The sequence below is a fragment of the Yersinia vastinensis genome (genome assembly GCF_902726565.1).
GTDB classification, from domain to species: Bacteria; Pseudomonadota; Gammaproteobacteria; order Enterobacterales; family Enterobacteriaceae; genus Yersinia; species Yersinia vastinensis.
Map to the genome: position 1 here is coordinate 20,227 of NZ_CACVAF010000010.1, position 26,534 is coordinate 46,760.

Below are 26,534 nucleotides of genomic sequence, written 5' to 3' on the forward strand. Positions count from 1 at the left end.
TTAGCATACGCAATGTGTTGGCATTTTGACTTAACAAAAAATAAACGGCCGGAAGATTCCGACCGTTTTACCTGTTATTACCATTAATTTGGACGACTAGGCGTTGGCGGTGACCGTTTTATTCCCCGCCATCTCGGCTGATCTACGAATCCATAGTTCACGCCATTTTTTCAGTGCTGAAATCAAGATGATTACACCTAGAGTCATCATGATGATAGAGATGATGCCGTTGAACAGGTTGTAACCTTTCGCTGCTGAATTGAAATACACGTGAGTAATCATCCAGTAGCCAGCATAGTTTACAGTAACAAATAAATAAGCCAGTGGGATAACACAGGTCAGCATGTAAATCCGTTTGGTAGCCAGCCGCAGAATGATAGTCGCACCAATGATTAAGCCAACAGAAGCCATTAACTGGTTTGATACACCGAACAGTGCCCATACTGAGTTAATATCACCAGAATTCAGGAGGTAGCCCCACAAAGCACAAGCGATAACGCTACATGCCAATGTGCCAGGTAACCAATCAGTACGTTTTAGTGGTGCCCAGATATCGCCCAGGAAATCTTGCAGCAAGTAGCGAGCAACACGAGTACCAGAGTCAACTGCTGTCAGGATGAATACGGCTTCAAACATAACCACAAACTGGAAGAAGTAGGCGGCCAAACTACTAAACCATGGCACACGGATGAAAATATCCGTCATACCAACGGCTAAGGTTACAGCACCACCGGTTCGCCCATACAAATCCAGACCAATTTCTTCACTCAATTTTGGCAGATTGACGACATCCATACCGAGCATGCTCCATGCTTCAGCGGATGAGTTAATCGCGAAGTAGTCGGCAGGATGCAGAGAGGTTGCAGCGATCAAGGCCATCACCCCAACCATACATTCGGCCAACATCGCACCAAAACCGACGGGCAAAATATCACTCCATTTATCAATCTGTTTTGGTGTAGTCCCTGAACCGATGAAGGCATGGAAACCAGAAATAGCACCACAAGCAATGGTAATGGAGATAAATGGCCAGACTGGGCCAGCCAGAACCGGGCCTCCGCCATGAATAAACTGTGTGAGTGCCGGGAATTGAATCTCAGGGTTAATAAATACAACCCCGACAATCAGTGCGCCGAATACACCGATTTTCATAAAGCTTGAGAGATAACCGCGAGGCGTTAATAGCATCCAGACCGGCAATGCGGTCGCAAAGAAAGCATACATTGGCAAAATAATGCTGACAGTATCTGCTTTCAGCATTAACCATTCGCCAAGCCAAGTACCTTCAATATAAGGGCCAACAAACACGCACACCATGATGGCGGCAATACCCACATAAGAAGCTCCTTTCATGCTACCGGTCATGCGTTCCCATAAACCAACGCAAATAGCGATAGGTATTGTCATGAAGACCGCAAACGTCCCCCAAGGGTTACGTTCCAGAGCATGTACCACAACCATTGATAACCCGGCCATAGTAATCGTGATAATGAACAGCATAGCCAGACCAGTACACCAGCCTGCAACCGGTCCAAGTTCTGATTTGGCGACTTCAGACAGTGACTTGCCCTGATGCTTCATTGAAGCAAACAGAACCACGGTGTCGTGAACAGCCCCGCCGATAACACAACCTATCAATAACCACAGGAAACCGGGTAAATAACCATATTGGGCTGCCAACACAGGGCCAACCAAGGGACCCGCCGCAGCGATTGCTGCAAAGTGGCTACCAAAATTCACCCATTTTTTAGTTGGAACGTAATCTTTGCCATCTTCGAAGGTGTGGGAAGGTGTGACTTCACTGTCATCGACGCGCAAGACCTTACGAACAAAGAAGATACCGTATAAACGGTAGCAGATCATAAGGATACACGCGGAGGCGATGACAAAGGTAATCGCATGTTGCATGAGCATTCTCTCCAGGGAATTTGTCAGGCGTTAACATACGCTTGCTCCCAAGAAGAAATATCAGTGAACTGGTTAAGCGGTAGTTTGCATCATTAAGCGGTTAAAAAGAGCCACTCAGTGGCTCCATATAAGACAAATCGGAAAGCAGCCTGTCGAGGCCATCACTCTAAGAAATAGGACTGCAATTTCTCGCGCTCGATGCTGCCCAAACCAAACTCCTGTTGTAACCACTGCTCGCGGTTACCATAGCGCTCTTGAATACTACGCAGCGCAGTTTGAATAAACTCTTCTCTCGCCGATAGCACAAAAGCAAATTGGCCTAATGCTTGATCATTTAATTTCAGCGCCAGTTCTGCCAGCATATGCTCGCGGAAAGGCTTCAGTGTCGTTTCAGTCAACAAGTAATCTTCCATCACCGTCGATTCATCAGCGCCTAAAGCAAATAGCACCAAGGCAGAACCTACACCAGTTCGGTCCTTCCCTACCGCACAATGCTGTACCACACCTGTCGCAGCATGCTGTGGTGAAGCACTGTTTTGTAGCAAAGTGGCTAACTGTTTGTAAGCTTGATTACTAAAAGGGAGTCGTCGATAAAGCTCTAACATGAAGGCACGGGCATCAAATGTCGCTAACGTCTCGTTAGTCAGTTTCTCCAGATTGGCATTCACTTCGCTACTTAGCGGATTGGCAGGAATATTGTGATAACTGGCTCCATGCCAAACAACATCAGGTTTGGCTTGGACTTCATCAGCATCTCGATAATCAAGAATTTGAGCAACAGAACCGCTACTGAGCAAATCACAATCTTTGGCGCTTAAGCGGTCAAGTGAACCGGAGCGAAACAGTAACCCACGCTTGATTTTCCGACCATCGGCAACGACGTTACCGCCAAGATCACGGAAGTTAATACCACCATCCAGTGGTAACAGCGAAGGATGAGATAAAGCAGGTGTCGTCATGTTTGCCTCTTATTATTGTTCATTTTAAGAGCTACGACATTACCAGATAATCAGATGAAATAAACAACGGGCCAGTAACCTGACCCGTTTATAGAGCATTTATTGCTTAATTTACCGCGAGTTACTGGCCTAAATAGATTGGGCCATTATCAGCAGTAATTTCATTCACTACAGATATCACAGCAAGTGACGCGCGGCTTCTACCACAATTTTTACAGCGTGGCTTTCCGTAGTTTTCATGGTCTCTTCGTTTGGAATCTCTTGCTGGGTGCGGTTTACAATCACTCCAGCAACCATACCGGCGCGCAGACCTTGGCTGGCACACATGGTCAGTAGGGTGGCAGATTCCATTTCATAATTCATCACACCCATAGATTGCCATTCTTCCATAGAGCCTTTGAAACGACGGACAACACGGCCAGAGAAGGTATCGTAACGCTCTTGCCCCGGATAGAAGGTGTCTGAAGACGCAGTAACACCAATGTGGGTGGTCGCACCGACTGACTTGGCTGCGTTCACCAGTGCAGTCGTGCAGTCAAAATCTGCCACCGCAGGGTATTCCATCGGCGCAAAATGTAAGCTGGCACCGTCTAAACGCACCGCGGCTGTGGTGACCAATACATCACCAACATTAATATGTGGCTGAATAGCGCCTGTAGTGCCAATACGCAGGAAAGTCCGCACACCAAGTTGTGCTAATTCTTCAACGGCAATAGACGTTGATGGACCACCGATACCGGTTGAACAGACAATCACAGCTTTGCCATCAAGCTCGGCACGCCATGAAGTAAATTCACGATGTGAAGCCAGATGCACTGGGTTATCCATCAATTTAGCGATTTTCTCAACACGCTGTGGATCACCTGGAACGATAGCCAGAGTCGCCCCTTGCAGGTCGTTTTTAGTTAGGCCCAAGTGAAAAACGTCGGATTTAGCCATGTGTGAGACTCCTCTTTCATGAGAGATGTTATAGGGAGGTACAAAGAAACACTTTACTCAAAATTAGCGCATTATTTCGTGACCATAATCACTTTGACAAAAGAAATGACAATTTCATGTACATTTTAATTGTGATGATAATCACAAAAATAATTCATTAAGGCGATTATTCATACAAGATGCACCCATCGCCTCAGTGATTTTGTATATGAATAACAATGATAGAACCCAGTGATTAATGTTGTGCATATATCTTTATTGTCTGACTTATCAAACATATTCCATATCGCAATAAAATACATAATTACCGTAAAACCTGACCTCATTAATCTCAAAGATTACCTATAGTTAAAGTCGACAATAGAAAATAGAGGGGCGAAAGATCATTCAGCCCAACGGGATGCCGTACTTTTCTCATTTCGCAAGGAGACCACAGTGAAAACGGATCAAATTATGACTCTCAGGCAGGTAGGTGGGGGTTTCACACCTGCGGTAAATCCGCTGGCCTCGACGACCCGCTATACCGACCAACAAGGTATTCACTGCGGAGAAACCACCATCCCCTCTCAAGGTGATGAATTACCTGCTTATATTGCTAAACCTGCTCAACACGCAGGTCCTTATCCGGTAGTCATTGTGGTACAGGAGATCTTTGGTGTGCACGAGCACATTCAAGATATCTGTCGCAGATTAGCAAAGCAGGGCTATCTGGCCATCGCTCCTGAGCTGTTTTTCCGTCAGGGAGATGCCAAAGAATATGATGATATCAATGCATTATATAAAAATCTGGTCAGTAAAGTGCCTGACCACCAAGTCATGGTAGATCTTGATCATGCTGCACATTGGGCGTCTCGCCACGGTGGCGATACAAGCAAGTTGGCGATCACTGGATTTTGTTGGGGGGGACGAATTGCATGGCTGTATGCCGCCCATAACCCGCAATTAAAAGCAGCAGTTGCTTGGTATGGCAAATTAATTGGGGAGAAAACATTGCTGCTGCCAAAATATCCGGTGGATGTTGCAGTTGACCTCAGTGCACCGGTGTTGGGGTTATATGGCGGTAAAGATGGCAGCATAACGCAAGAGCATATCGACATTATGCGTCAAGCATTACGCGCGGCAAATGCCGATGCAGAAATCATTGTGTATCCTGATGCAGGGCATGCGTTTAATGCTGATTATCGCCCAAGTTATCATGCAGAATCGGCTCTGGATGGCTGGCAGCGAATGCTTAACTGGTTTACCCAACATGGGGTGGCGGCCCATCCGGTGCCCCAAGAAGGCAAATAGCCGCCACAAAAAAGGGCGCAAAGGATGCGCCCAAAGTCTCACACAGAGTAAATCGTTTTATTAAACCTGTTCTTCACGCAGACGTTGTGCAGCCAGTACCATGTTTGCCAGTGCCTGACGGGTCTCCGGCCAACCTCGAGTTTTTAAACCACAGTCTGGGTTAACCCACAAACGTTCCGCAGGAATACGCTGGGCCGCCTTACGCAATAAAGCCTCAATCCATTCCACGCTCGGCACATTTGGCGAGTGAATATCATAAACGCCGGGACCAATCTCATTCGGATAAGCGAAATCTTCAAATGATTCCAACAGTTCCATATCTGAGCGAGAGGTTTCGATAGTAATGACATCCGCATCCAGCGCAGCAATAGAATCCATGATGTCATTGAACTCGCAATAACACATATGGGTATGAATTTGAGTGTCATTTTGCGCCACTGCCGCATTTAATTTGAATGCATCGACCGCCCATTGCAGATACGCTTGCCACTCAGCACGGCGCAGAGGTAAGCCCTCACGCAGCGCGGGTTCATCAATCTGGATGATTCCAATACCCGCTTTTTCCAGATCCTCCACCTCATCACGCAGTGCCAGTGCGATTTGCTTGGCAATGGTTTCGCGGCTGACATCTTCGCGCGGGAATGACCAGCACAGGATGGTGACCGGCCCAGTCAACATGCCCTTGACTGGTTTGTCCGTGAGGGATTGTGCATATTTAGCCCATTCAACAGTGATAGCTTCAGGGCGGCTGATGTCACCGATGATGACCGGTGGTTTAACACAGCGTGAGCCATAGCTCTGCACCCACCCATTTTGAGTAAAGACGAAGCCATCCAGATGTTCACCGAAGTATTCGACCATGTCATTACGCTCGGCTTCACCATGCACCAATACATCCAGGCCCAAACGTTCCTGTTCTGCAACAGCTTGTTTAATATGTTCGCTGATGCCGGTACGGTAGTTCTTGCCATCCAGACGACCTTGCTTGAAGTCCAAACGCAGGCCCCGGATCTCAGTGGTTTGCGGGAATGAGCCGATAGTCGTAGTCGGCCATGAAGGCAAATTAAAACGCTTACGTTGTTCGACCGCACGCGCCTCATAAGGCAGTTGGCGCTCAATATCTTGAGCCGTAATTGCCGCCAAACGCTGTTCTACTTGTGCGTTATGAACACGGCGGGAAGCACGACGAGCACGAATAGGTGCACTGTATGCAGCTAACTCAGCCAGTTTGGCTTCAGTTGGCGCATTTAATGCCCGCGTCAGTAATGCCAGCTCCGCACATTTTTGCAAAGCAAAGGCAAACCAGCTTTTTACTTCCGCATCAAGGCGCGTCTCTTCACTTAAATCAATCGGGCTGTGTAATAAAGAGCAAGAAGTACCCAGCCAAAGCGGGCGACTATCAACCAGCGGCTGTAGGCGCTCTAACCAGCGGCTCAAATCAGCACGCCATACGTTACGGCCATTGATGACCCCCAGTGATAGTAGCCACTCTTTTGGCAGTGTTGCATTCAGGGTAGCAATATCATCCTGGCCTGCGACCACATCGACATGCAGACCTTGCACTGGTAGTGTGCGGATAGTGTCAAGATTGTGGCCAATGCTATCAAAATATGTGGTTAGCAACAGTTTGACCTGACCTTGCAGCGCCTGATAAGCCGGTTGGAAAGCCACCAGCCACTCTGGTGGCAACTCCAGTACCAATGCCGGCTCATCGATTTGTACCCACTCGATACCGCGCTTTGCCAGTTCAGCCAGCACTTGCTGGTAAACCGGTAAAATGTCTTTCAGCAAAGAAAGGCGGTCGAACTGTTCACCTTTTACTTTGCCCAGCCACAGATATGTGACGGGGCCAAGCAGTACCGGTTTGATTTTATGGCCTAATGCCAACGCTTCATCCACTTCATCTAACAGTTGAGTCCAGCCCAGCTTGAATTGCTGACCCAGCTGGAACTCAGGCACCATGTAGTGGTAGTTGGTATTAAACCATTTGGTCATTTCTGCCGCCGCCGCTGGCTTACCCGTTGGAGCACGGCCACGGCCAATACGGAATAAAGTATCCAAATCAATAGAGCCATCAGCATTTTGATGACGTTGTGGGACGTTACCCAGCAGCAGACTGGTAGTCAGCACATGGTCATACCAAGCGAAATCACCAACTGGCACTAAATCAACACCAGCCTGTTGTTGTTGTTGCCAATGGCGAGCACGCAATTCGCGACCCACATTGAGCAATTCTTCTTGCGTGGAGTTGCCTGCCCAGTAACTTTCTTGTGCTTTTTTCAGTTCACGTTTCAGACCTACACGCGGAAAACCCAGTGTGTGATTTAAAATTGTCATCGTCATATTTCCCATTTAGCCATCCAGATGTTTACACATCCATAATCAGCAGGTACTGTATAATCCACAAGCGCAATTTGTTCACTGTCACTGTGAAGGACTCTCATGATCGAACTGAAACACTTACGCACCCTGCAAGCTTTGCGTAATACCGGCTCACTGGCTGCGGCGGCGACACAACTCCATCAGACCCAATCGGCCTTGTCCCATCAATTCAGCGATCTGGAGCAGCGTCTGGGTTTTCGCCTATTTGTGCGTAAAAGCCAGCCATTACGTTTCACCACACAAGGTGAAATCCTGTTGCAGTTAGCAGAACAAGTTTTGCCGCAAATTAAACAAGCCCTGCAAACGTGCAATGAACCTCATCAAACGGCTCTGCGGATCGCCATTGAATGCCATAGCTGCATTCAATGGCTGACACCGGCGCTAGATAGCTTTCACAAAAACTGGCCGCAAGTGGCGATGGACTTTCAATCAGGCGTGACTTTTGATCCACAACCCGCGTTGCAGCAAGGGGAATTGGACTTGGTACTGACATCGGATATTTTGCCGCGCAGTGGTCTACACTATTCGCCAATGTTCGACTTTGAGGTGCGCTTGGTGCTGGCACCGGACCATCCGTTAGCCAATAAAGCCCGCATTGAGCCAGAAGATTTGGCACAAGAAGTGCTGATGATTTATCCGGTGCAACGTCAACGATTAGATGTCTGGCGGCATTTCCTGCAACCGGCAGGGATTAACCCTCAACTGAAAAATGTCGATAACACGTTACTGCTCATTCAAATGGTCTCTGCACGGATGGGGATCGCCGCTCTGCCACACTGGGTGGTGGAGAGTTTCGAACGTCAGGGATTGGTGGTCACAAAAACGCTGGGAAATGGTTTATGGAGCCGGTTATACGCTGCCGTCCGTGATGGGGAGCAGCGCCAACCGGTCACTGAGGCTTTTATTCGTTCGGCTCGACAGCACGCTTGCGATCATCTGCCGTTTGTAAAGAATGCGGAGCGACCCAACGCCGGTGTACCCATAGCGAGGCCATTATCACAATTGCCCCAATGATAAAGCTGGGCCAATGGGGCTTTTCTTGCCAAATAGCCAAGTTCACCAGTAACCCAGCCGGAACATGCACGTTATTCATGATACCCAAGGTGCCGGCATCCACTTGTGTCGCACCATAGTTCCACATGAAATAACCTAGAGCGGAAGCTCCGACGCCGAGCCAAACCAGCACGCCCCACTGTAACGATGTGGTCGGTAGTTTTTGTGGATTACCAAAGGCAAACCAAGCCACGACTGCGACAACCAACGCACCGATATAAAACCATGAAAATGCCACATGCTGCGCAATTGGGTGAACTTCCATTAGACGTTTGTAACCCACTTGTCCAATGGCAAAACAGATATTCGCCGCCTGCACCAGCATCAATCCCCACCAGAAGTGTTCACTCAGATGGTCATAACGGATGATAGCCGCCCCCACGACTGCCAACAGCGCACTGAGAGCATAACCCCAGCGCAAGCGCTGGCGACGTAACAAATCATAGATTAACGTGACATAGAGTGGGGTCATCACCGTGAACAGCAAAAATTCCGGCACCGTCAGATACAGATACGCGCGGAAACTGAACAAATACATGATACCTAACTGAATAGCACCCACAGTCATATACAGCAGGATCACTCGCCCACTTATATTGCGCCAACGTAAGAAAGGTAAGAAGACCAGCGCGGCTAGCCCGACACGCATCAGCACAGAGAACCAGCTATCCACATGCCCTGCCAGATATTCGCCAATCAGGCTAAAAGAGAACGCCCATAAGATGGTGGTAATGACCAGTAAAAACACAATAAATTGGCTCTTTAAGATGACAAAGTGCCATTGTAGCCCAAGGGAGAGACAATTTTTATGCTAACTAGGTTTACATGTGCTCAATAAATAATCACGCAAACAATATTCCCCTCTCAGCCAATAATGAAAAGGGGAATTTGTGCGCGTAGTACCAGTGGCTACATCCCAACCCCAATAATGGTCAAGATCAGTGGCGTCGTGATAGCCGCGAGCACAGTAGACATCACCAGGCTCGCAGCAGCAGGGCCAGTTAATACATTAAATTGGCGCGACATCAAATACACATTCACGCCAGTTGCCATTGAACCTAGTAAAACCACCACCTGTGTTTCCAGTGCCGGTAGATTCATAGCCCATGCTATGGCCCATACCACCATGGGTTGTACAACTAACTTGAGTAAACAAATGGCGCTGCTGATTTGCCAGCCGTCACTCACTCGGTATTCCGCCAATCCCATGCCCAGTACGATCAATGACAATGGTGGGGCTATTTGCCCTAACATAGTGACAGGCTGGTCGATAAATTGTGGTAATGGCAAACCCGTCAGACTGAATAAGGTGCCAGAGATAATCCCAATAATCAGCGGGTTCGTCAGCACACTGCGCGCCGTTTTCGCAAAGCCCGCCAATGTGGGGGAGCCATTGCGCGCCCACTCCACCGAAATAGTCACTAATGTCCACAAAATCAAACCATTAAATACTAAAACCAGTGCCACGGCTGGGATAGATTTCTCTCCCAACATGAGGGTAGCAATAGGCAACCCCAGCATCACATTATTGGAAAAAATTCCGCCAAGGGCAAACACCGAGCCGGACACTCCATCCAGATGAAAAACCCGGCTAGCAACAATGCGCCCAATAATAAACACCACCAAACAACTGCCAAAAAAGGCGATGAGCAGGCGAGCATCGACTGCGGGGCGCTCAGAGAAATCACACATCATACGAAACAGCATGGCGGGTAGCGCGAGGGAGAACACAAAGCGAGTTAGACCATCAGTGATGGTCGAGGGCCACTTGCCAAAGCGCACCAAACAGTACCCCAAAGCAAGTAAAACAAAGAGCGGTGAAGACAATACAATCTGGTGCCAAAGCGAAATAACAAAGGCGGGCATGGTAACTTCCTGTCAAACCGGGCCAGGTCAGCCCGTCAATGTAAGAATGGCTGACCTGTTCTGTTTTCCGTTTTATTTATACCAACGTCATTGGAGTTACAGGTAGGCAGCAAATGGACGAATCCCGATGAACCCACTCAAGTAGGTCATTCGGGTGAGTGAATGCGGCTAACACCCCTGTGACTTCAAGTACGAAGGTCGAAGTCCGTCCTTATTAAATCTATACGGTCAGTACAGATACAGTCAACGCCCCAATTTAACAATTGCTGCGCCCGATCCGGTTGGTTAACGGTATAGACCAGAATGCGTAGCCCAGCGGCTTTAAGTAGAGCCACACGCTCTGCCGTCAGTTGTTTGTGATTTATATGCAACGAAACGCAATCCAACTGGCGAGTCATCGCCAGCCAGTTGTCATCCCACTTATCCAACAACAACCCGCGCGGCAGTTCTGGTGCAGCCTGTTGTGCTGCGACTAATGCTTCAAACGAAAAAGAAGACAACAACGGCGGCATCGTCTGGCCTTGCCACAAAATACGCGCAGCCAATGCAATGGCTCGCCCTGTCGGTATTTCAGTGCCGATGGTCGGTTTAATTTCAATATTCGCCGCCATACCATGCTGGGCGCAGCGAGCGGCTACATCAGAGAGCAGCGGTAAACGCTCACCACGAAAGGCCGTGCTATACCAATCCCCGGCATCAAGCCGGATCAACTTTTCCCAAGGCAAATCACCGGCCACGCCCCAGCCATTACTGGTACGTTCGAGTGTATCGTCATGGAGGAGGAAAATCTGACCGTCTTGCGATAGCTTGGCATCAAACTCGATCATTTTGTGGCCATACCGTACCCCCACATCAATGGCTGCCAAGGTATTTTCTGGTGCCAATGAACCGCCACCACGGTGAGCGACAATAGCAGGATAAGGCCAGTTTTTACTCATGATTCCATCCGTAATCCACTTTGCGAATCAAAAAAGTGCAACGCTGCTGAGGGCAGATAGAGATAGAGCATACTGCCCACTTTTGGCATCTCTTCATGAGATAAACGAGCAATAACACTTTGCCCTCCCCACTGCCCATGAGCCAAATTATCAGCCCCCAGTAATTCTAAGGTTGATAAGGCCATCGGTACACCCAGCGCTGAAGTTGTTTGCTGAATATGCTCCGGGCGGATGCCTAGGGTCAAGCACCGAGAAGCCCATTGTGGCTGCGGAACATCCAGCGGCAAAGTCATGCCATCAGATAAAATAAAGGCATGCCCATCCGAGCTGATGGTTCCAGCGAATAGATTCATTGCCGGTGAGCCCATAAAGCTGGCGACAAACAGTGAAGCTGGCCGCTGGTAAACCTCGCTCGGCGTACCAATTTGCTCCGCTATACCTTTGTTCATCACAATCACCCGTTGCGCTAACGTCATCGCCTCAACTTGATCGTGAGTGACATACAAACTGGTGGTTTTCAGCCGATGATGCAGTTGTTGCAACTCAAGACGCATTTGTACACGTAATTTGGCATCCAGATTGGAAAGCGGTTCATCAAATAGAAACACCGCCGGTTCGCGCACAATGGCACGCCCCATAGCAACCCGCTGACGCTGTCCACCAGAAAGCTCGCGCGGTTTGCGTTTGAGCAGCGGTTGCAGCTCTAAAATACGTGCTGCTTCCTCAACACGCTGGCGAATCTGTTCTTTGCCGAAACCACGAATTTTCAGGCCATAGGCCATGTTGTCAAACACACTCATATGGGGATACAGCGCGTAATTCTGAAAGACCATGGCAATGCCACGATCTTTAGGCTCCATCTCAGTCACGCGCTGATGATTAATATAAATATCGCCACTCGTGGTGCGCTCTAATCCTGCCACCATACGCAGCAGTGTCGATTTGCCACACCCTGACGGACCAACCATGACGATAAACTCGCCGTCAGCAACATCTAAATCAATCTGTTTAATCACCGGCGTGACGCCGTCATAAGATTTGGTTACTGCCTGAAGCTTTAAACATGCCATATCTGATTACTTCTCACTGTCTACCAGGCCGCGTACAAACCACCGCTGCATCAAAAGAACCACCGCAACCGGTGGAATTAATGTCAAGATCATCGCCGCCATCACCTGATTCCACTGTGTTGGCGCACCTGAGCTGGAAATCATGCTTCTTATCCCGGCCACCGCTGTCCCCATCGAAGCATCGCTGGTAATCAGGATTGGCCAGAGATACTGGTTCCAACCATAGATAAAAGTGATAACAAACAGCGCCGCCAAATTGGTTTTTGACAGTGGTAAAACGATGTCCCAGAAAAAGCGCATCGCGCCCGCGCCATCAATACGTGCCGCCTCCAACAACTCATCTGGCAACGTCATAAAGAACTGGCGAAATAAGAATGTGGCTGTCGCAGAGGCCATCAATGGCAACGTCAATCCGGTATAGCTATCGAGCATGTTCAGGTTCGCAATCACCTGAATAGTTGGGAAAATTCGCACTTCCACCGGCAACATTAAGGTGAGAAAAATTAGCCAGAAAAACAGGTTACGCAGCGGAAAACGGAAATAAACGATGGCATAGGCCGACAGCATCGATACCGTGATTTTGCCGACGGTAATCGCAAATGCCATGACAAAACTGTTAAATAGCATCAACCCAAAAGGGGCGCTGTTACTGCCCACACCCGCGTGCCAGATCTGGCTGATGTTCTGCCATAAGTGCGACCCTGGCACTAGCGTCATTGGCACCTGAAAAACCTGTGTATCATCCAAAGAGGCCGCCACAAAAGCCACATACAACGGGAATAAGATCAGTAGCACGCCGATAATCAGCATGACATGACAGAAAATATCCAACCCACGACGATTCTCAATCATTGGTAACGCACCTTACGCTCAACAAAGCGGAACTGGATAACCGTCAGACCAATCACCAGCAACATCAAAATCACTGACTGAGCCGCGGAACTGGATAAATCCAACCCAGCAAAACCTTCGCGGTAAATCTTATAAATCAAGGTGGTGGTTGCCTGCATTGGGCCACCGCCAGTTGCTGCATCAATAACCGGGAAAGTATCAAAGAAGGCGTACACCAAATTCACGACTAATAGAAAGAAGCTCACCGGCGAAATTAAGGGCAGCGCCAAATTGAAGAAACGGCGTACTGGCCCAGCGCCATCAATGGCGGCAGCCTCAACCAATGAGCGCGGGATAGATTGCAGTGCAGCGAGGAAAAATAAGAAGTTATAACTGATTTGCTTCCACACGGAAGCCAGCACCACCAAGAACATCGCCTGCCCGCTATTCTGGGCGTGATTCCAAGTGTACCCCAGCGTAGCCAGAAAATGAGTTATCAACCCTAACCCCGGATTGAACAGAAAAATCCACAATACCGCCGCCACCGCAGGAGCCACGGCATAAGGTAAAATCATTAATGTTTGATAGAGACGACTACCGCGCAGAACGTAATCCACCATCGCCGCCAAAAAGAGCGACACAACCAAGCCGATCCCCGCCACCAACGAACTGAAAATCAGCGTGGTGTAAAACGACGCTAAATAATATTCGTCCTGAAATAGCTGAATAAAGTTGCTTAGCCCGACAAACTCGCTAGAAAGGCCAAACGGATCCAATGTTTGCACTGAATACCACAGTGCTTCGCCGGCAGGCCATAGGAAGAAAACCGCGGTGATGGCCAGTTGGGGTAATACCAACAAATAAGGCAACCAACTGCAGGAGAAACCGGGACGGGAAGATGACATAAATTTAACCGTTTATCGAACTGGTGCTAATGACTGCACAAAACTATTTGGCGTTACAGGCGTAACCAGTTTGGGCGCGCAGACCGCAATCCCAAACTGGTAAATAGAGTAGCCAAATAACGTTATTTATTTGCTTGTTCGAAACGACGTAGCAACACATCGCCCCGCTTCACTGATGCATCCAACGCTTCCTGAGGCGTTTTCTTACCCGTCCATACCCCTTCCAACTCTTCATCTACCACGGTACGAATCTGCGGCATATTGCCCAGACGCAATCCTTTGGTATAAGGCAAAGGTGGCTTGTTCAGCATTTGACGTGTCGCGACATCTGCACCCGGATTCTTATCATAGAAACCTTGCTGCTTGGTTAGCTCATAAGCCGCTGTCGTGATTGGCAGATAACCGGTTTTTTGGTGCCATTCCGCTGCAATTTCTGGTTGGGCCAGATATTGCAGGAATTCTGCCACACCCTTGTAGGTGTCTTTATCTTTACCATCCATCACCCACAGGCTAGCACCACCAATAATGGCGTTTTGTGGGGCATTTTTAGCATCAGCGTCATAAGGCATCATGCCGACGCCATAATTGAACTTGGCGTAATGGCGGATATCGGCCAGTGAACCGGAAGAGGCGGTGGTAATAGCACAATCACCATTATAGAACTTGGCGGTTGATTCATCTTTGCGACCAAAATAGGTGAAGTCACCTTTCTTGTTCATATCTGACAACAACTGAATATGCTTAACTTGCAATGGCTTATTGAATTCCAGTACAGCATCGGTGCCATCAAACCCATTATTGCGGCTAGCAATGGGTTGGCCATGCCAAGCACTGAAATTCTCAATTTGGATCCAACCTTGCCAACCACTGGCATAACCACAAGTTGAACCCGCCGCACGTAATTTGGCGGTATCCGCCGCCAGTTCCTGCCAGGTTTTCGGCGGTTGATCTGGGTTCAATCCTGCTTTTTTGAAAGCATCTTTGTTGTAATACAGCACAGGAGTGGAGCTATTAAAGGGCTGAGATAATAAGTGGCCCGTTTTGGCATCGGTGTAATAACCCGCGACCGTTGGCACAAAAACGGACTCATCAAAATTGATATTAGCGTCTTTAAAAACCTGAAATACTGGCTTGATGGCTTTACTGGCCATCATTGTCGCCGTACCAACTTCATAAACCTGCAAAATGGCCGGAGCCTTCCCTGAGCGGAAAGCCGCGATACCCGCTGCCAGACTTTGTTCGTAGTTACCTTTATAGACGGGAACAATTTTATAATCGGTATGTGACTGATTAAAACGATCTGCTAATGAATCGACCTCTTTACCTAACTCCCCCTCCATTGAATGCCAGAATGGGATTTCGGTGACAGCCATTGCATTAGCACTGAATGCCAAGGTAAGTGCGATACAAATCGACGTTTTACGAATAATATTGTTAAACATATCTAGCCCCTGAATAAATCTATACAGCCCACATCGATGAATGACTGCCGGTGAGCGAAATAAATCAGTTTTTGTTCGAAAGCAAACATGACACTATTTCATGACAGAAATATAACCTTCAGATGACATAAAAATGACAGAGAATCAAAATAAAATCAGTCGTTAATATCATTACTGATAACGAATTAAATTAGTATTTCGTCTAAATTGTTTGACAGACAAAATAAGCATTATTCAACGAAGCAATAAAAGCTTAAACATCAATTAGGAACTTATTCCGCCATTTAATTTAAATTAATTTTCTTTCCTTAAATTGGTTGTATCATTATTGAACCACCTCTATCAGGCATGTTACTGTTTTCTCGCCTTGTGGATGACACTATATTAATACGATTATATTAATGCCCTCGTTATCGTCGTCAAATATAAACCACAAGGACCACCCAGAAGAATCCCCCCTATTCATTACTGAATGGGACTTTATGCAAAGGACGATTAGGTATCTACAATGAAAAAGACTCTATTATCTACTATGGCTATAGCTGCATTAATTGGTAGCACGACTGTTTATGCACAACCTCTAGAAAAAAACATTCAAGTTGAAGCCGAGGTTCACTCTATAGTCAGCATGAATAAAGCAGATGGCTCCCCACTCGATAAGATTAAGCTTAACTATGATGCAGCTAAGAATGACGGTACCTATACCTACAGTGAGAATATCGAAATAAAAGCAACTAATACCGATAAAGTCAAAGTCCGTCTCTCTGATGTATTTATATTGAAGAATGGGAAGAATAAATTCTTTGACCATGTAATAACTCTCGGTGAGGAAGAAATATATTCAGGTTCAGTGGACGGGACGCGACAGTATTTCCTAGGCAAAGGTACTTCTTTTGATTTAAGTAATGGCAATGCAACTATTCTTCCATTGGTAATAAGTGCCAAGCAACCTAAAAACTCTGCGGTGGGCATATACTCTGGCGTAGCCAAGCTTGTTATTGAAGAAGACATTTAATTAAAAAATAAAATATCCTTTTAATTGTACTAAGCCAAAATCAGTTACAGTTGGTTTATTGGTGCTAACCACCTAAGTTAGCACCAATACAAGTTAATGCCAGTTATAAAATACATCAATAAAGATTTCGATCAGACAAGGAGTGTCAGTAATGAAGAAAATACTATTATCAGTAATGACCATAGCAATATTAAGTACAAGTACAGTCACACACTCGCTACCGCTAGATAAATATATTGACGTCTTCGCAGAAATACCTTCCAGAATCGAAATAATACAAGCTAATGGGAGGGATTTAGAGTCTCTTCACTTAGAAAGGGGGGATGATGGTGTTCATTCTCTTAGTGAAAGTGTTCTGATATCAGTTAGCGGTGGTACCGGCGTTAATATCAAGCTCGGTTCTCCGCTGAACCTAGTGAAGGAGCCCAGATATACTAACGAAAATAATATAGGGTCTCCTGTAATTCGGGATATAGGGCCTTCAAAGAGATTTATTGAACATCATGTGACCATCGCAGAGAAGGAATTAGGTACTCTTGATTATATTCAGCTGAAAGCAGCCGATATTGACACCGCTATCCCTCTAGTTATTACGGCGAAAGAACCAGCTAATGTAAGAGGAGGCGAAGTCTATGTTGGAAAACTTCACCTTGTTTTAGAGGACGCAGTGTAACTTTATTCTATCAGTAAATATAGAGAATATCTTTTATATATTATACAGCCAAGAGCTTAGGACCTTGGCTGCAACGCCTTTGACACTAATATATAAAGCAATAGCTTAATAATATTACTCATGGAATGAAAATATATTTATCAGAGGCGTCTATTTTTTAATTATATAACCAATGATGGAATGGAATCCAATGACAAAGGTCAAAGCAGTCAATCAGATAATTATGTTAAGTTTATTTTTTTCCACATCTGGTTCCATCTGTGCAGAAGAAAGCATTACCATTGAGCATCTAGTACCAACTGGATTTTCATCTATTGAAGAACATAAATCACTGCAACTACTGGGTATATTAGATGGCAAAACATTACCTGCCCCGATTTTTTTCTCCGAAGAAAAACAGCAACTAAGCTTCGATCATCAGCAATACCGAAATAACCATGTTGATGAACAGTCAATTTTTTTATTAGAAAAAATCTTATCGCAGATACCTTATTTACAATGCCAAAATGGCTGTGACTATATTCTATCAGACCATCGCGTCATGTTAGATAAAATAAATCAAGTAGTCACTATCACGAATAATAACAACCAATACCTAATGCCAGTAACGACTTGGGGACTGGTACATAACCAATCTTTTGATCTGCGCATGACCGCAAAAAACTACAGTGCGATGTCTGCTCGTGGGCAAGGCTATCTAGGGCTACCACTACAATCCTATGGTTTTGTACAATGGTTTTATAATACCACTCGCTCAAAAAATAATTATCAACTTGCAAATCAATCGCAATATCAAAATAATAATCAGGCCGGAATCGGTAGCTGGTATTTACAAAAAAACTTTCAGGCACTCTATTTACGAGCTGGCAAGCAAGATAATCTGGATAATAATGCTGGCAGCATTCATACCTTGATAAATCCAGCATTAGACCAATTTATTACCTTAGGGAGTCAGAGCTATTTGGCCCTTGATAAACCCTCAGCAGGCAGTCTTGTGTTATATGCCACTGCCGATGGTGATTATGAAATCTATCGTGATAATCAACTTATTCGTCGTATTCCAGCACAACTTGGCCGTAATGAAATTGATTATAACCAACTCCCCGGTGGCTATTACAACATTGATATTCGATTAGTCGATCACACCGGCCGTGTCATCAGCCAGGAAAGTCAAACCATCAGCAATATTGGTACTCAAACCAATAATGGTTGGTTCTTGACGATGGGAAAAGGAGCATCACAAAACAAAAATCGCACTCATCATCTGGCGCAATTTGGCCGCAGTATGTCAATAAAAAGCGCACAGGCTAATTTCACATTGCTAACTGATGATTCCCGTCATTGGGCTGTTGAAGGGAATATAGCGCACCCATTAGATTTCCTCAGCCTTAATATCACTCCTGTATTGGGCATGATGTCTGGGGAAAAACGTAGTGGGGGTTATCTGCGCTTAAATGGCGGAAATTCTGCTGTGGGGTATTTCGCGGTGGCGCGTTATCAAGTACCGAATGTATCAATATATGCCCCTAATACCGGCAGCACATCAGCGTCTTATAGCCGTCGGTTAGGTTCAACTCAACTCAGTTATCAATTCAATCAATATAAAAATAATCAGCAACACCGTATTCAAAGCAGTTGGGGCTGGCGACAACCACAATTTGGCCTGAACCTATCCCTTGGAGTGCAGAAAGGTGGGCAATGGCATAGCCAGAATAACTACGGGGTATTTATGAATACCACACTCTCTTTCCGCCAAAGTAGCGCCAGCATCAACAGTGCCTATGTTCGCCGGCAGTTAAGTACCAGCGCTAATTACCAAAAAGAGTTCACCGATAACCATGGTACTAGCTCTTTGGGCATTAGTGGCAGTACCAGTGGAAAAAACAATGGGATCGGCGCTTTTGCGCAACGTAGCGGCAGTCGTGGTGATATTTCTGCCCGTGCGGGTCTTGATAACAAGATAGCTAACGGGGGTGTCAGCTATAGCGGCATGTTAGCTGTCAGCCCTCAAGGTTTAGCATTAGGCCGCAGCAGTTATAGCGGTTCAGCATTACTAATCAAAACACCGGAATTAGCAGGTACACCTTATAGCTTCCATGCGGAAGGCAATCCGATCACGGGGGGAGGAGTCTACGCCATTCCTGTTCCGCGCTATCAAGACCGCTTCTTTGTTCGTACACATAATGATCGCAGTGATCTGGATATGAATATCCAATTACCGGTCAATATTGTCCGTGCACATCCTGGCCAAGTCTTTATGAGTAAAGCGGATATCACGCTCGATATGCTTTATAGCGGTTTTCTTAAAGACCCACAGGGGAAACCGGTTAGTGGGGTGATTGAGGAAACCGGCGATGCTATCCACCCGAATGGATTATTTGCCATTAACTCTAACGTCATGCTGAAAAATATTACGGTCCAAAATGGTTCGGTCCGTTATCACTGCGATATGCGCCAACAGCGTGACCATATTTACCTTTGCCACTCTAATTAATACTGACGGAAACACGATGAAATATAAAAAATTACTACCAATTATTGCTTTATTCCTAGCCCCTATCACTACAGCTTATGGGCAATTAATGGCGATCCCTACTCGCACGACAGTAGAAGCTATGAATCAACACCGGACAGTACAGGTCTACAATAGTGGTGATAAGCCGCTTTATTTAAATATCTCTTTGCAACGGGTAGAAAATCCGGGAATGAATCCGGAGAAGAAAACACCGATTAGTGATATTAGTCAACCTGAGATGATCTTTAATCCAGGCCGAATTACGTTAGGGCCGAAGCAAAAGCGGGATATAAAATTACTCCCACTAAAGTCTCCGGAGCAGGAGACTTTATACCGTCTATATATTGACCCAGTCGTTGATATCAAGGCAGTAGGTGATGGGGATAAAAGTAAAATCCATGCGCCTATGACCATCAGTATTGGCTATGGTGTTCTTATCCACCATATCCCACCCGCAGCTGCGCAGACCCACCAGTGGCAACATCAATGCACACCTGACGGCCTGATGCTCAGTTCCACAGGCAGTGTTCACAGCAAATTTGTACAGCTCAAATCACCCGATAACGCCACATTGGCAGATAGCCTAAATTTATACCGAGGTGCACCCGTCACTTTATCAGTCAAACAACTCAGCGGGCAGGCTGATAATGAAACCTTTACTCTTCGTTGTAGCTAGTTTGCTGCCGCTCAGTGCTATCGCGACAATAGACATTCAACCACATGTGCTGGAAATGCAACAAGCCAACGCAGTGGTCAACGTTATCAATCACAGTTCAATGACGGAGTACATCAGGGTTCAGCTATATCAGATTAATAACCCAGGTGTTCCACCGGATCAGGAATCATTAATTTCTGTTGGTGAGCAGTCACAACCATCCTTGTTTGCTATGCCATCTAAACTGACTCTCGGTCCAAATCAGAGCGGGAGAATATTACTTAAGGCACTGCAATCGCCTGATAAAGAACAGGTATATCGGTTATCAGTCGTACCCGAAAAGAACTTGCGAGTTAGTGGTGGTCAAGGTGCTGTCGTGGGCGTTCAACTAAGTTATATGGGATTGGTCAGGCATCTACCCGATTCTCCACACCACTTATGGACGCATCACTGTATCGACGGGAAGCTGAAATTACAAAATACCGGTAATACTCGCCTGCATTGGCACCAGTTGAAGACCCCACAGGGAGAAAGAATCGATGATTTTAATCTCTACCCAGAACAGCAGCGACAACTAACCGTCAGCAATCTACAGGGAATGGTTGAAGATAAATTATTCAACTTGCAGTGTTCTACTGATTAAAAATTAAGGAGCGTTATGAATATGATAAAAATAGCGGCCATATCATTATTCTTTCCATGGCTGGCCATTTCTGCTGGTATTCCAGTTCCCCTTGGGGATATTGACGTCCAGCTAGAGGTAACTGCACTGCCCAGAATTGAGGTCGAAAAACCGCAAGGTGGATGGTATGACAATATAAAGCTGAATAATAGCCTAGAAGATCATGAAGTTTATCAATCTGAGTTTCCAATAACAATCAAGCTACGCCAACAAACTGGGTTCCGAATTTCAGTTAAAAATCCGCTGATACTCACTCGCCAATCGAATAATGCTGCCGTGCAGGAATTAGCATTTTCCCCCGCACAAGTATATTGGGGCAAAGAACGTACCCTGTTGCAGCCATTATCGGCTACTCCGGAAATTTTTACTGTAGATGAAGGCACATCCAGTTTAACCAGTACTGACTATATATTGCGCATTTCAGCGCTGGCGCCCAATCACCCAAATAGTGCAGGGAAGTATCACGGGCAGCTAACATTAATCTTTGAAACAAATAGCTGACAGTCATGGAGAGACACTAAGTGAACGTTAAATATAAAACAGTATTAATGGGATTAATGCTATTAATATTGCAACCCACAGCTATAGCTAGCCCTTATTTTTACGATGGAATAGTCGAAAGATATTCCGACTGCTCATTGCAGCTATTAGACGATAACAGTGTAAAGGTTTCTTTTAATGTCAATATGGTGAGTAAACTGTTTGGCCTAGAATCTCGCCATCGGGTTGCGTTGGCAAAATTAATAAATATTCCTAATGAAGAGGTAAAAAATGTTTCATTGCATTCACGTAAGGCCCTTCTTTCTCTCTACTTCTACAATGCCGATGGTTCACCCAATTTAAATATCAATATTAATCACCTTCATAACATTGTACTCAACAGTGCTCGATTTGATAATTCCAGTGATAATATTAGAGAAATTAAATTTTATAATCCTTGGGAATTTAGTAATGAGCATAGTAGCTATAACGTGTCATTCACAGTTAAAGCTAATACTCTAAAATATATCCGAATCGGTGCAACTGTTGGAGGTGAACTGGTTACAGGTGGAGTGGATAAGCCCAAATACCCGCTACTTTCATCAAAAGGCGTTTCTTTTGGCCCTTTAGGTAATCAATGTCTACCGTTTGATCCTCAACAGAATGCCGCGCCACAGGCGCTAAAAGTCGATCCCAAATTCCGTTTAGCTTCGACTGTATGGCAACTACAATCTATCGATCTGGATCACTTACTTGATAACACGACTGATACTAACGGTTTATATGTTCCATTGAAAAATGGAACTGCTAATCGTTTTTGTATCAGTTATCGAGCCATGGGTGTACAAAGCACTCGTTATATGATTAGCGCCAGCAATCTAAATGGATTATCAAATAGTAACCAGCACTTTCAATTAAAAGAAAAAAATGGGAAAAGTTTTATTAATTATGGAGTAAGGCTCAAAAATGATGACAATACCCAAACAAGTTTCACATTACCAAAACATAAAAAATTTATTCAGTTAAAAACGAATGAATATACCGGTGAAGAACAAATGTGTTGGTCACCTAAAATACGCCTATACCGTACGGACACTACCGATAAAGGCAGCTACAGCGACACACTGAGTTTTACTATCACCCCAGAAGCATAAAACTATTAAATAATAAAATAAGGCCCGCAAGCGGGCCTAAAAAAATATAATCACCGAATACTTAACCGCCTAAATAAGCCGAACGCACAGCCTCATTTGCAAGCAGGGCTGCCCCCGTGTCCTCAAGAACAATACGGCCATTCTCCAGTACATAACCACGATCAGCCAGTTTCAGCGCCTGATTAGCATTCTGTTCAACTAAGAAGATGGTCATGCCCTCTTCCCTTAGCTGTTGAATAGTATCAAATATTTGCAAAATAATAATGGGTGCCAGCCCCAATGACGGCTCATCTAGCAGCAATAATTTAGGCTGACTCATCAATGCACGACCTATCGCCAGCATTTGTTGCTCACCCCCAGACATGGTGCCAGCCCGTTGAGCGCGCCGTTCAAATAGTCTTGGGAACAAATCGTAAACCCGCTCAATACGCTGCTGATATTGTTGACGATCAGCAAAAAAACCGCCCATTGCCAGGTTTTCTTCAACAGTCATACGAGAGAACACACGGCGCCCTTCAGGCACAATCGCAATCGCCTCACGCATAATGCGCGCAGTCTGCCAGTTTGTAATATCTTGCTCACCGAAAACAATACTGCCCTCGGTCGCTCGAGGTTCGCCGCACAGTGTCCCCAACAGCGTGGTTTTACCCGCCCCATTGGCACCAATCAGGGTCACAATTTCACCTTGTTGAATATGCAGACTAACCTGATGCAGTGCCTGAATCTTGCCGTAATGGGCGGAAACTTTATTAAATGACAACATGTTATGTTTATGCCTCGCCCACGTTTTATTCGCCCAAATAGGCGCGGATCACATCAGGATTATTACGAATTTCTGCTGGAGTACCATGCGCCAACGGCGTTCCCTGATTCACCACATAAATACGATCAGAAATCCCCATCACCAGTTTCATGTCATGCTCAATGAGCAATACCGACACTTGATGTTGATCGCGTAATTCCATAATCAACTGATTCAGCTCGTCAGTTTCTTTCGGGTTCAGGCCAGCGGCAGGTTCATCAAGCATCAATAACTCAGGGCGCGTCACCATGCAACGAGCGATTTCTAAACGTCGTTGTTGACCGTAGGCCAAATTCCCTGCCTGACGATTGGCCAAATCCAATAACCCTACTCGCTCTAACCAAGTTGCAGCACGTTCTAAGGCATCCGCCTCCGCTCGCCGAAAAGCGGGTGTTTTCAGCAGTCCAGCAAAAACACCACTTTTAAGATGCTGATGCTGTGCCACCAGCAGATTCTCCACTACGGTCATTTCGCGAAATAAACGCACGTGCTGAAAAGTACGAATGACCCCCATACGGGCAATGATCTGGCCGGGTAACCCCTCAAGATGGCGATCTCGTAACTTAATGGTGCCACCTGTCGGACGATAGAAACCGGTGAGGCAGTTAAAAATCGTCGTTTTACCCGCTCCATTAGGGCCAATCAGGGAGACAATCTCGCCCTGATTGAGGGTCAAACCGACGTTATTCACCGCCAGCAATCCGCCAAAACGCATTGACAGCCCTTCAACCGCTAACAAAGGTTGCGTACTCATGCTTGCTCCCCCTGTTTAGCTTTGATATCTGCCACTTTCAGCTTCAATTGTGGCCGCTTCATTGGCAACAGCCCTTGTGGACGCCAAATCATCATCAATACCATCAATGCACCCAACAGCAACATACTGTAAGCATTGAGATCCCGCATTAATTCACGCGAAACCACCAGCAGCACAGCAGCCAAAATAACCGCAAACTGCGACCCCATTCCGCCTAATACCACAATCGCCAGCACGAAAGCCGATTCAACAAAGGTAAAAGACTCAGGGCTGACAAACCCTTGTCGAGCAGCAAACAACGTACCCGCAAAACCAGCAAAAGCGGCACTGATAGTAAACGCAGTCAGCTTGATTTTAGTAGGGCTAAGACCCAATGAACGACAGGCTATTTCATCTTCGCGCAATGCTTCCCATGCCCGTCCCAGCGGCATACGCAATAATCGGTTAATCACAAATAGAGTCAGGATCACCAATAACAGCGCCACCATATACAGGAAAATGATGCGATCGCTTGGGTCATAATCTAGGCCAAAGAAATTGTGGAAGGTATCCCAACCACCATCTTTCGCTGTGCGACTGAATTCCAAACCAAACAGTGTAGGTTTAGGAATTTGGCTGATACCATTCGGCCCACCGGTAATTTCGGTATTGTTGAGCAGTAAAATTCGCACAATCTCGCCAAAACCCAATGTCACGATCGCCAAATAATCTCCGCGCAGTCGTAAAACCGGAAAACCCAGAAGGAAACCCGACAGCGCTGCAACAATGCCCGCTAGCGGTAAACTCTCCCAAAAACCTAAGCCGTAATAGTGATTCAGCAGAGCATAGGTATAGGCGCCAATGGCATAAAAGCCGCCATAACCCAGTACCAGCAGGCCCGATAACCCAACCACAACGTTCAAGCCCAAGCCCAACATGACGTAAATCAGTGTCAGTGTCGCGATATCTACTGAGCCACGAGAAACCAGAAATGGCCAGGCGATTGCGGCAATAATAATTGCTGCGGCCAGTAACTTCTGCCGTGGGGTCGTCCCATCAAAGCTGGGTAATACCCAAGCCGGACCAGAGACTCTTTTAATGCCTTGCTGTATAAATGGGCGTACCAACTGGAAGAAAAAGACCACGATGCACGCTGCGCCAATCCACAACCAGCGCACTTCTGAGGCCCCTTGTACGATGAGTTTGGTGCCGTCTAACTGCAACTGCAATCCCATCACAAACGAGGCGAGGACCAGCAGAACACAGCTGGAGATAATGGCATTAAGGAAGTTGAGTTGTTTCATACTTTTTCAACCTCCGGACGGCCTAAGATCCCAGTTGGCATCACCAGCAGCACAACAATCAACAGCGCGAATGAGACAGCGTCTTTATATTCAGTGCTTAGATAAGCTGACGTTAATGCTTCGGCTACGCCCAGAATCAAGCCACCGATCATCGCCCCCGGAATACTGCCAATACCGCCTAAGACTGCTGCGGTAAAGGCTTTCATACCGGCCATAAAACCGATGTATGGGTTAATCACTCCATAAAACTGCCCCAGCAAGACCCCTGCGACGGCAGCCATCAGAGCACCGATAACGAAAGTCAGTGAGATAACCCGGTCAGTATTAATGCCCAGTAAACTGGCCATTTTTAAATCTTCAGCACAGGCGCGGCATGCTCGCCCCATGCGGGAATAGCGGATAAATAGCGTTAACGCCAACATGGCTAGGAAAGTCACTATCCAAATAGTCAACTGCATGGTGCTGATGGTTGCAGCAAAGCCATTGACCTCGGCCAACGTCCACTGCCCCGTCACTAAACTGGGCAGTGCCAGATCGCGTGAACCTTGGGTCAAACTGACATAGTTTTGCAGGAAGATTGACATCCCGATCGCGGAGATCAATGCGATCAAACGCTTGGAACTGCGAACAGGTTTATAGGCGACCCGCTCAATACTCCAACCATAAGCACTGGCGATCACAATCGAGATGAGAAAAGCGGAGCCGATCAATAACCAACTGGCATCGATCCCCATCATCATCAATGCGGCGATGACAATAAACGAGACGTAGCTGCTTATCATATAGACTTCGCCGTGAGCGAAGTTGATCATGCCGATAATGCCGTACACCATGGTATAGCCGATGGCGATCAGCGCATAAGTGCTGCCCAACGTAACGCCGTTGAACATCTGCTGCAGAAAATAAAGAAACTGCTCTGACATACCCTAACCCTTTGA

The 26,534-nt window shown here is 46.4% G+C and carries 24 protein-coding genes; 9 read left to right on the top strand and 15 right to left on the bottom strand.

The features are described from left to right. Positions 1-96: 96 nt before the first annotated feature. The 3 genes from HUZ92_RS15290 to udp all read right to left on the bottom strand — a co-directional run bounded on the left by HUZ92_RS15290 (position 97) and on the right by udp (position 3,806). On the bottom strand, positions 97-1,908 hold the full coding sequence (locus HUZ92_RS15290) for a carbon starvation CstA family protein (protein ID WP_050101014.1): 1,812 nt from the start codon (positions 1,906-1,908) through the stop codon (positions 97-99). A gap of 161 nt (positions 1,909-2,069) precedes the next feature. Continuing rightward, positions 2,070-2,867, bottom strand: a complete 798-nt coding sequence (locus tag HUZ92_RS15295; RefSeq protein ID WP_050101013.1) for a tyrosine-protein phosphatase — start codon at positions 2,865-2,867, stop codon at positions 2,070-2,072. A gap of 177 nt (positions 2,868-3,044) precedes the next feature. Further along, positions 3,045-3,806, bottom strand: a complete 762-nt coding sequence (gene udp / locus HUZ92_RS15300; RefSeq protein ID WP_050101012.1) for a uridine phosphorylase — start codon at positions 3,804-3,806, stop codon at positions 3,045-3,047. A gap of 435 nt (positions 3,807-4,241) precedes the next feature. Here udp and HUZ92_RS15305 point away from each other — a divergent pair, with 435 nt between their 5' ends. Continuing rightward, positions 4,242-5,096 carry a dienelactone hydrolase family protein gene (locus HUZ92_RS15305; protein ID WP_050101011.1) on the top strand — a complete coding sequence of 285 codons (855 nt, stop codon included), beginning with the start codon at positions 4,242-4,244 and terminating at the stop codon, positions 5,094-5,096. 60 nt (positions 5,097-5,156) lie between these two features. On the opposite strand, the gene metE is transcribed toward HUZ92_RS15305, so the two are convergent. Beyond that, the gene (gene metE / locus HUZ92_RS15310; RefSeq protein WP_072086717.1) at positions 5,157-7,433 is read right to left on the bottom strand and encodes a 5-methyltetrahydropteroyltriglutamate--homocysteine S-methyltransferase; all 2,277 of its coding nucleotides are present in this window, start codon (positions 7,431-7,433) and stop codon (positions 5,157-5,159) included. 105 nt (positions 7,434-7,538) lie between these two features. Between metE and metR the strand changes: the two genes are divergently transcribed. Beyond that, the gene (metR, locus tag HUZ92_RS15315) at positions 7,539-8,492 is read left to right on the top strand and encodes an HTH-type transcriptional regulator MetR (RefSeq protein WP_050101009.1); all 954 of its coding nucleotides are present in this window, start codon (positions 7,539-7,541) and stop codon (positions 8,490-8,492) included. Here metR and HUZ92_RS15320 read toward each other — a convergent pair. The 7 genes from HUZ92_RS15320 to ugpB form a co-directional block, all read right to left on the bottom strand. Beyond that, positions 8,380-9,279 carry a carboxylate/amino acid/amine transporter gene (locus tag HUZ92_RS15320; RefSeq protein WP_050101008.1) on the bottom strand — a complete coding sequence of 300 codons (900 nt, stop codon included), beginning with the start codon at positions 9,277-9,279 and terminating at the stop codon, positions 8,380-8,382. The two genes, metR and HUZ92_RS15320, sit on opposite strands and share 113 nt — an antisense overlap. Before the next feature lie 161 nt (positions 9,280-9,440). Then, positions 9,441-10,397 (bottom strand): AEC family transporter, encoded by a 957-nt coding sequence (locus HUZ92_RS15325; RefSeq protein WP_050101007.1) that lies wholly within the window; start codon positions 10,395-10,397, stop codon positions 9,441-9,443. Positions 10,398-10,582: 185 nt separating this feature from the next. Then, positions 10,583-11,335, bottom strand: a complete 753-nt coding sequence (ugpQ, locus tag HUZ92_RS15330; RefSeq protein WP_145580138.1) for a glycerophosphodiester phosphodiesterase — start codon at positions 11,333-11,335, stop codon at positions 10,583-10,585. Next, on the bottom strand, positions 11,332-12,405 hold the full coding sequence (locus HUZ92_RS15335) for a sn-glycerol-3-phosphate import ATP-binding protein UgpC (RefSeq protein ID WP_050101005.1): 1,074 nt from the start codon (positions 12,403-12,405) through the stop codon (positions 11,332-11,334). The genes ugpQ and HUZ92_RS15335 overlap by 4 nt, the downstream gene beginning before the upstream one ends. 6 nt (positions 12,406-12,411) lie before the next feature. Next, entirely contained in the window at positions 12,412-13,257 is an 846-nt protein-coding gene (gene ugpE, locus HUZ92_RS15340) for a sn-glycerol-3-phosphate ABC transporter permease UgpE (protein ID WP_050296224.1), read from the bottom strand. Further along, entirely contained in the window at positions 13,254-14,141 is an 888-nt protein-coding gene (gene ugpA, locus HUZ92_RS15345) for a sn-glycerol-3-phosphate ABC transporter permease UgpA (protein ID WP_050101003.1), read from the bottom strand. Before ugpA ends, ugpE begins: the two co-directional genes overlap by 4 nt. 122 nt (positions 14,142-14,263) lie before the next feature. Next, positions 14,264-15,583 (bottom strand): sn-glycerol-3-phosphate ABC transporter substrate-binding protein UgpB, encoded by a 1,320-nt coding sequence (gene ugpB / locus HUZ92_RS15350; RefSeq protein ID WP_050141133.1) that lies wholly within the window; start codon positions 15,581-15,583, stop codon positions 14,264-14,266. Positions 15,584-16,091: 508 nt separating this feature from the next. Between ugpB and HUZ92_RS15355 the strand changes: the two genes are divergently transcribed. From HUZ92_RS15355 to HUZ92_RS15385, 7 genes are all read left to right on the top strand, one after another. Next, positions 16,092-16,598, top strand: coding sequence for a CS1 type fimbrial major subunit (locus HUZ92_RS15355; RefSeq protein ID WP_145525076.1), 507 nt, complete (start codon positions 16,092-16,094; stop codon positions 16,596-16,598). Between the two features lie 151 nt (positions 16,599-16,749). Continuing rightward, a complete protein-coding gene (locus tag HUZ92_RS15360) occupies positions 16,750-17,271 on the top strand; it encodes a hypothetical protein (protein WP_050101000.1) in 522 nt (173 codons plus the stop codon). Positions 17,272-17,494: 223 nt separating this feature from the next. Further along, a complete protein-coding gene (locus HUZ92_RS15365) occupies positions 17,495-19,765 on the top strand; it encodes a TcfC E-set like domain-containing protein (RefSeq protein ID WP_409350114.1) in 2,271 nt (756 codons plus the stop codon). Between the two features lie 16 nt (positions 19,766-19,781). After that, positions 19,782-20,462 (top strand): fimbria/pilus periplasmic chaperone, encoded by a 681-nt coding sequence (locus tag HUZ92_RS15370; RefSeq protein WP_145580139.1) that lies wholly within the window; start codon positions 19,782-19,784, stop codon positions 20,460-20,462. Next, on the top strand, positions 20,434-21,084 hold the full coding sequence (locus HUZ92_RS15375; protein WP_050100998.1) for a hypothetical protein: 651 nt from the start codon (positions 20,434-20,436) through the stop codon (positions 21,082-21,084). Before HUZ92_RS15370 ends, HUZ92_RS15375 begins: the two co-directional genes overlap by 29 nt. A gap of 15 nt (positions 21,085-21,099) precedes the next feature. Beyond that, a complete protein-coding gene (locus HUZ92_RS15380) occupies positions 21,100-21,624 on the top strand; it encodes a fimbrial protein (RefSeq protein ID WP_145580140.1) in 525 nt (174 codons plus the stop codon). Positions 21,625-21,644: 20 nt separating this feature from the next. Continuing rightward, the gene (locus HUZ92_RS15385; protein ID WP_145580141.1) at positions 21,645-22,757 is read left to right on the top strand and encodes a hypothetical protein; all 1,113 of its coding nucleotides are present in this window, start codon (positions 21,645-21,647) and stop codon (positions 22,755-22,757) included. Between the two features lie 61 nt (positions 22,758-22,818). Here the strand turns inward: HUZ92_RS15385 and livF are convergent, their stop codons facing one another. Genes livF through livH form a run of 4 tightly spaced genes read right to left on the bottom strand, consistent with a single transcriptional unit; the run spans position 22,819 to position 26,519 of the window. Next, positions 22,819-23,520 (bottom strand): high-affinity branched-chain amino acid ABC transporter ATP-binding protein LivF, encoded by a 702-nt coding sequence (gene livF, locus HUZ92_RS15390; protein ID WP_050100995.1) that lies wholly within the window; start codon positions 23,518-23,520, stop codon positions 22,819-22,821. A gap of 25 nt (positions 23,521-23,545) precedes the next feature. Further along, positions 23,546-24,313: a high-affinity branched-chain amino acid ABC transporter ATP-binding protein LivG gene (gene livG / locus HUZ92_RS15395; RefSeq protein WP_050100994.1), complete on the bottom strand. Its 768-nt coding sequence runs from the start codon at positions 24,311-24,313 to the stop codon at positions 23,546-23,548. Further along, positions 24,310-25,596, bottom strand: a complete 1,287-nt coding sequence (locus HUZ92_RS15400; protein WP_050100993.1) for a high-affinity branched-chain amino acid ABC transporter permease LivM — start codon at positions 25,594-25,596, stop codon at positions 24,310-24,312. Before HUZ92_RS15400 ends, livG begins: the two co-directional genes overlap by 4 nt. Further along, a complete protein-coding gene (gene livH, locus HUZ92_RS15405; RefSeq protein WP_050100992.1) occupies positions 25,593-26,519 on the bottom strand; it encodes a high-affinity branched-chain amino acid ABC transporter permease LivH in 927 nt (308 codons plus the stop codon). The genes HUZ92_RS15400 and livH overlap by 4 nt, the downstream gene beginning before the upstream one ends. Between the last annotated feature and the right edge of the window lie 15 nt (positions 26,520-26,534).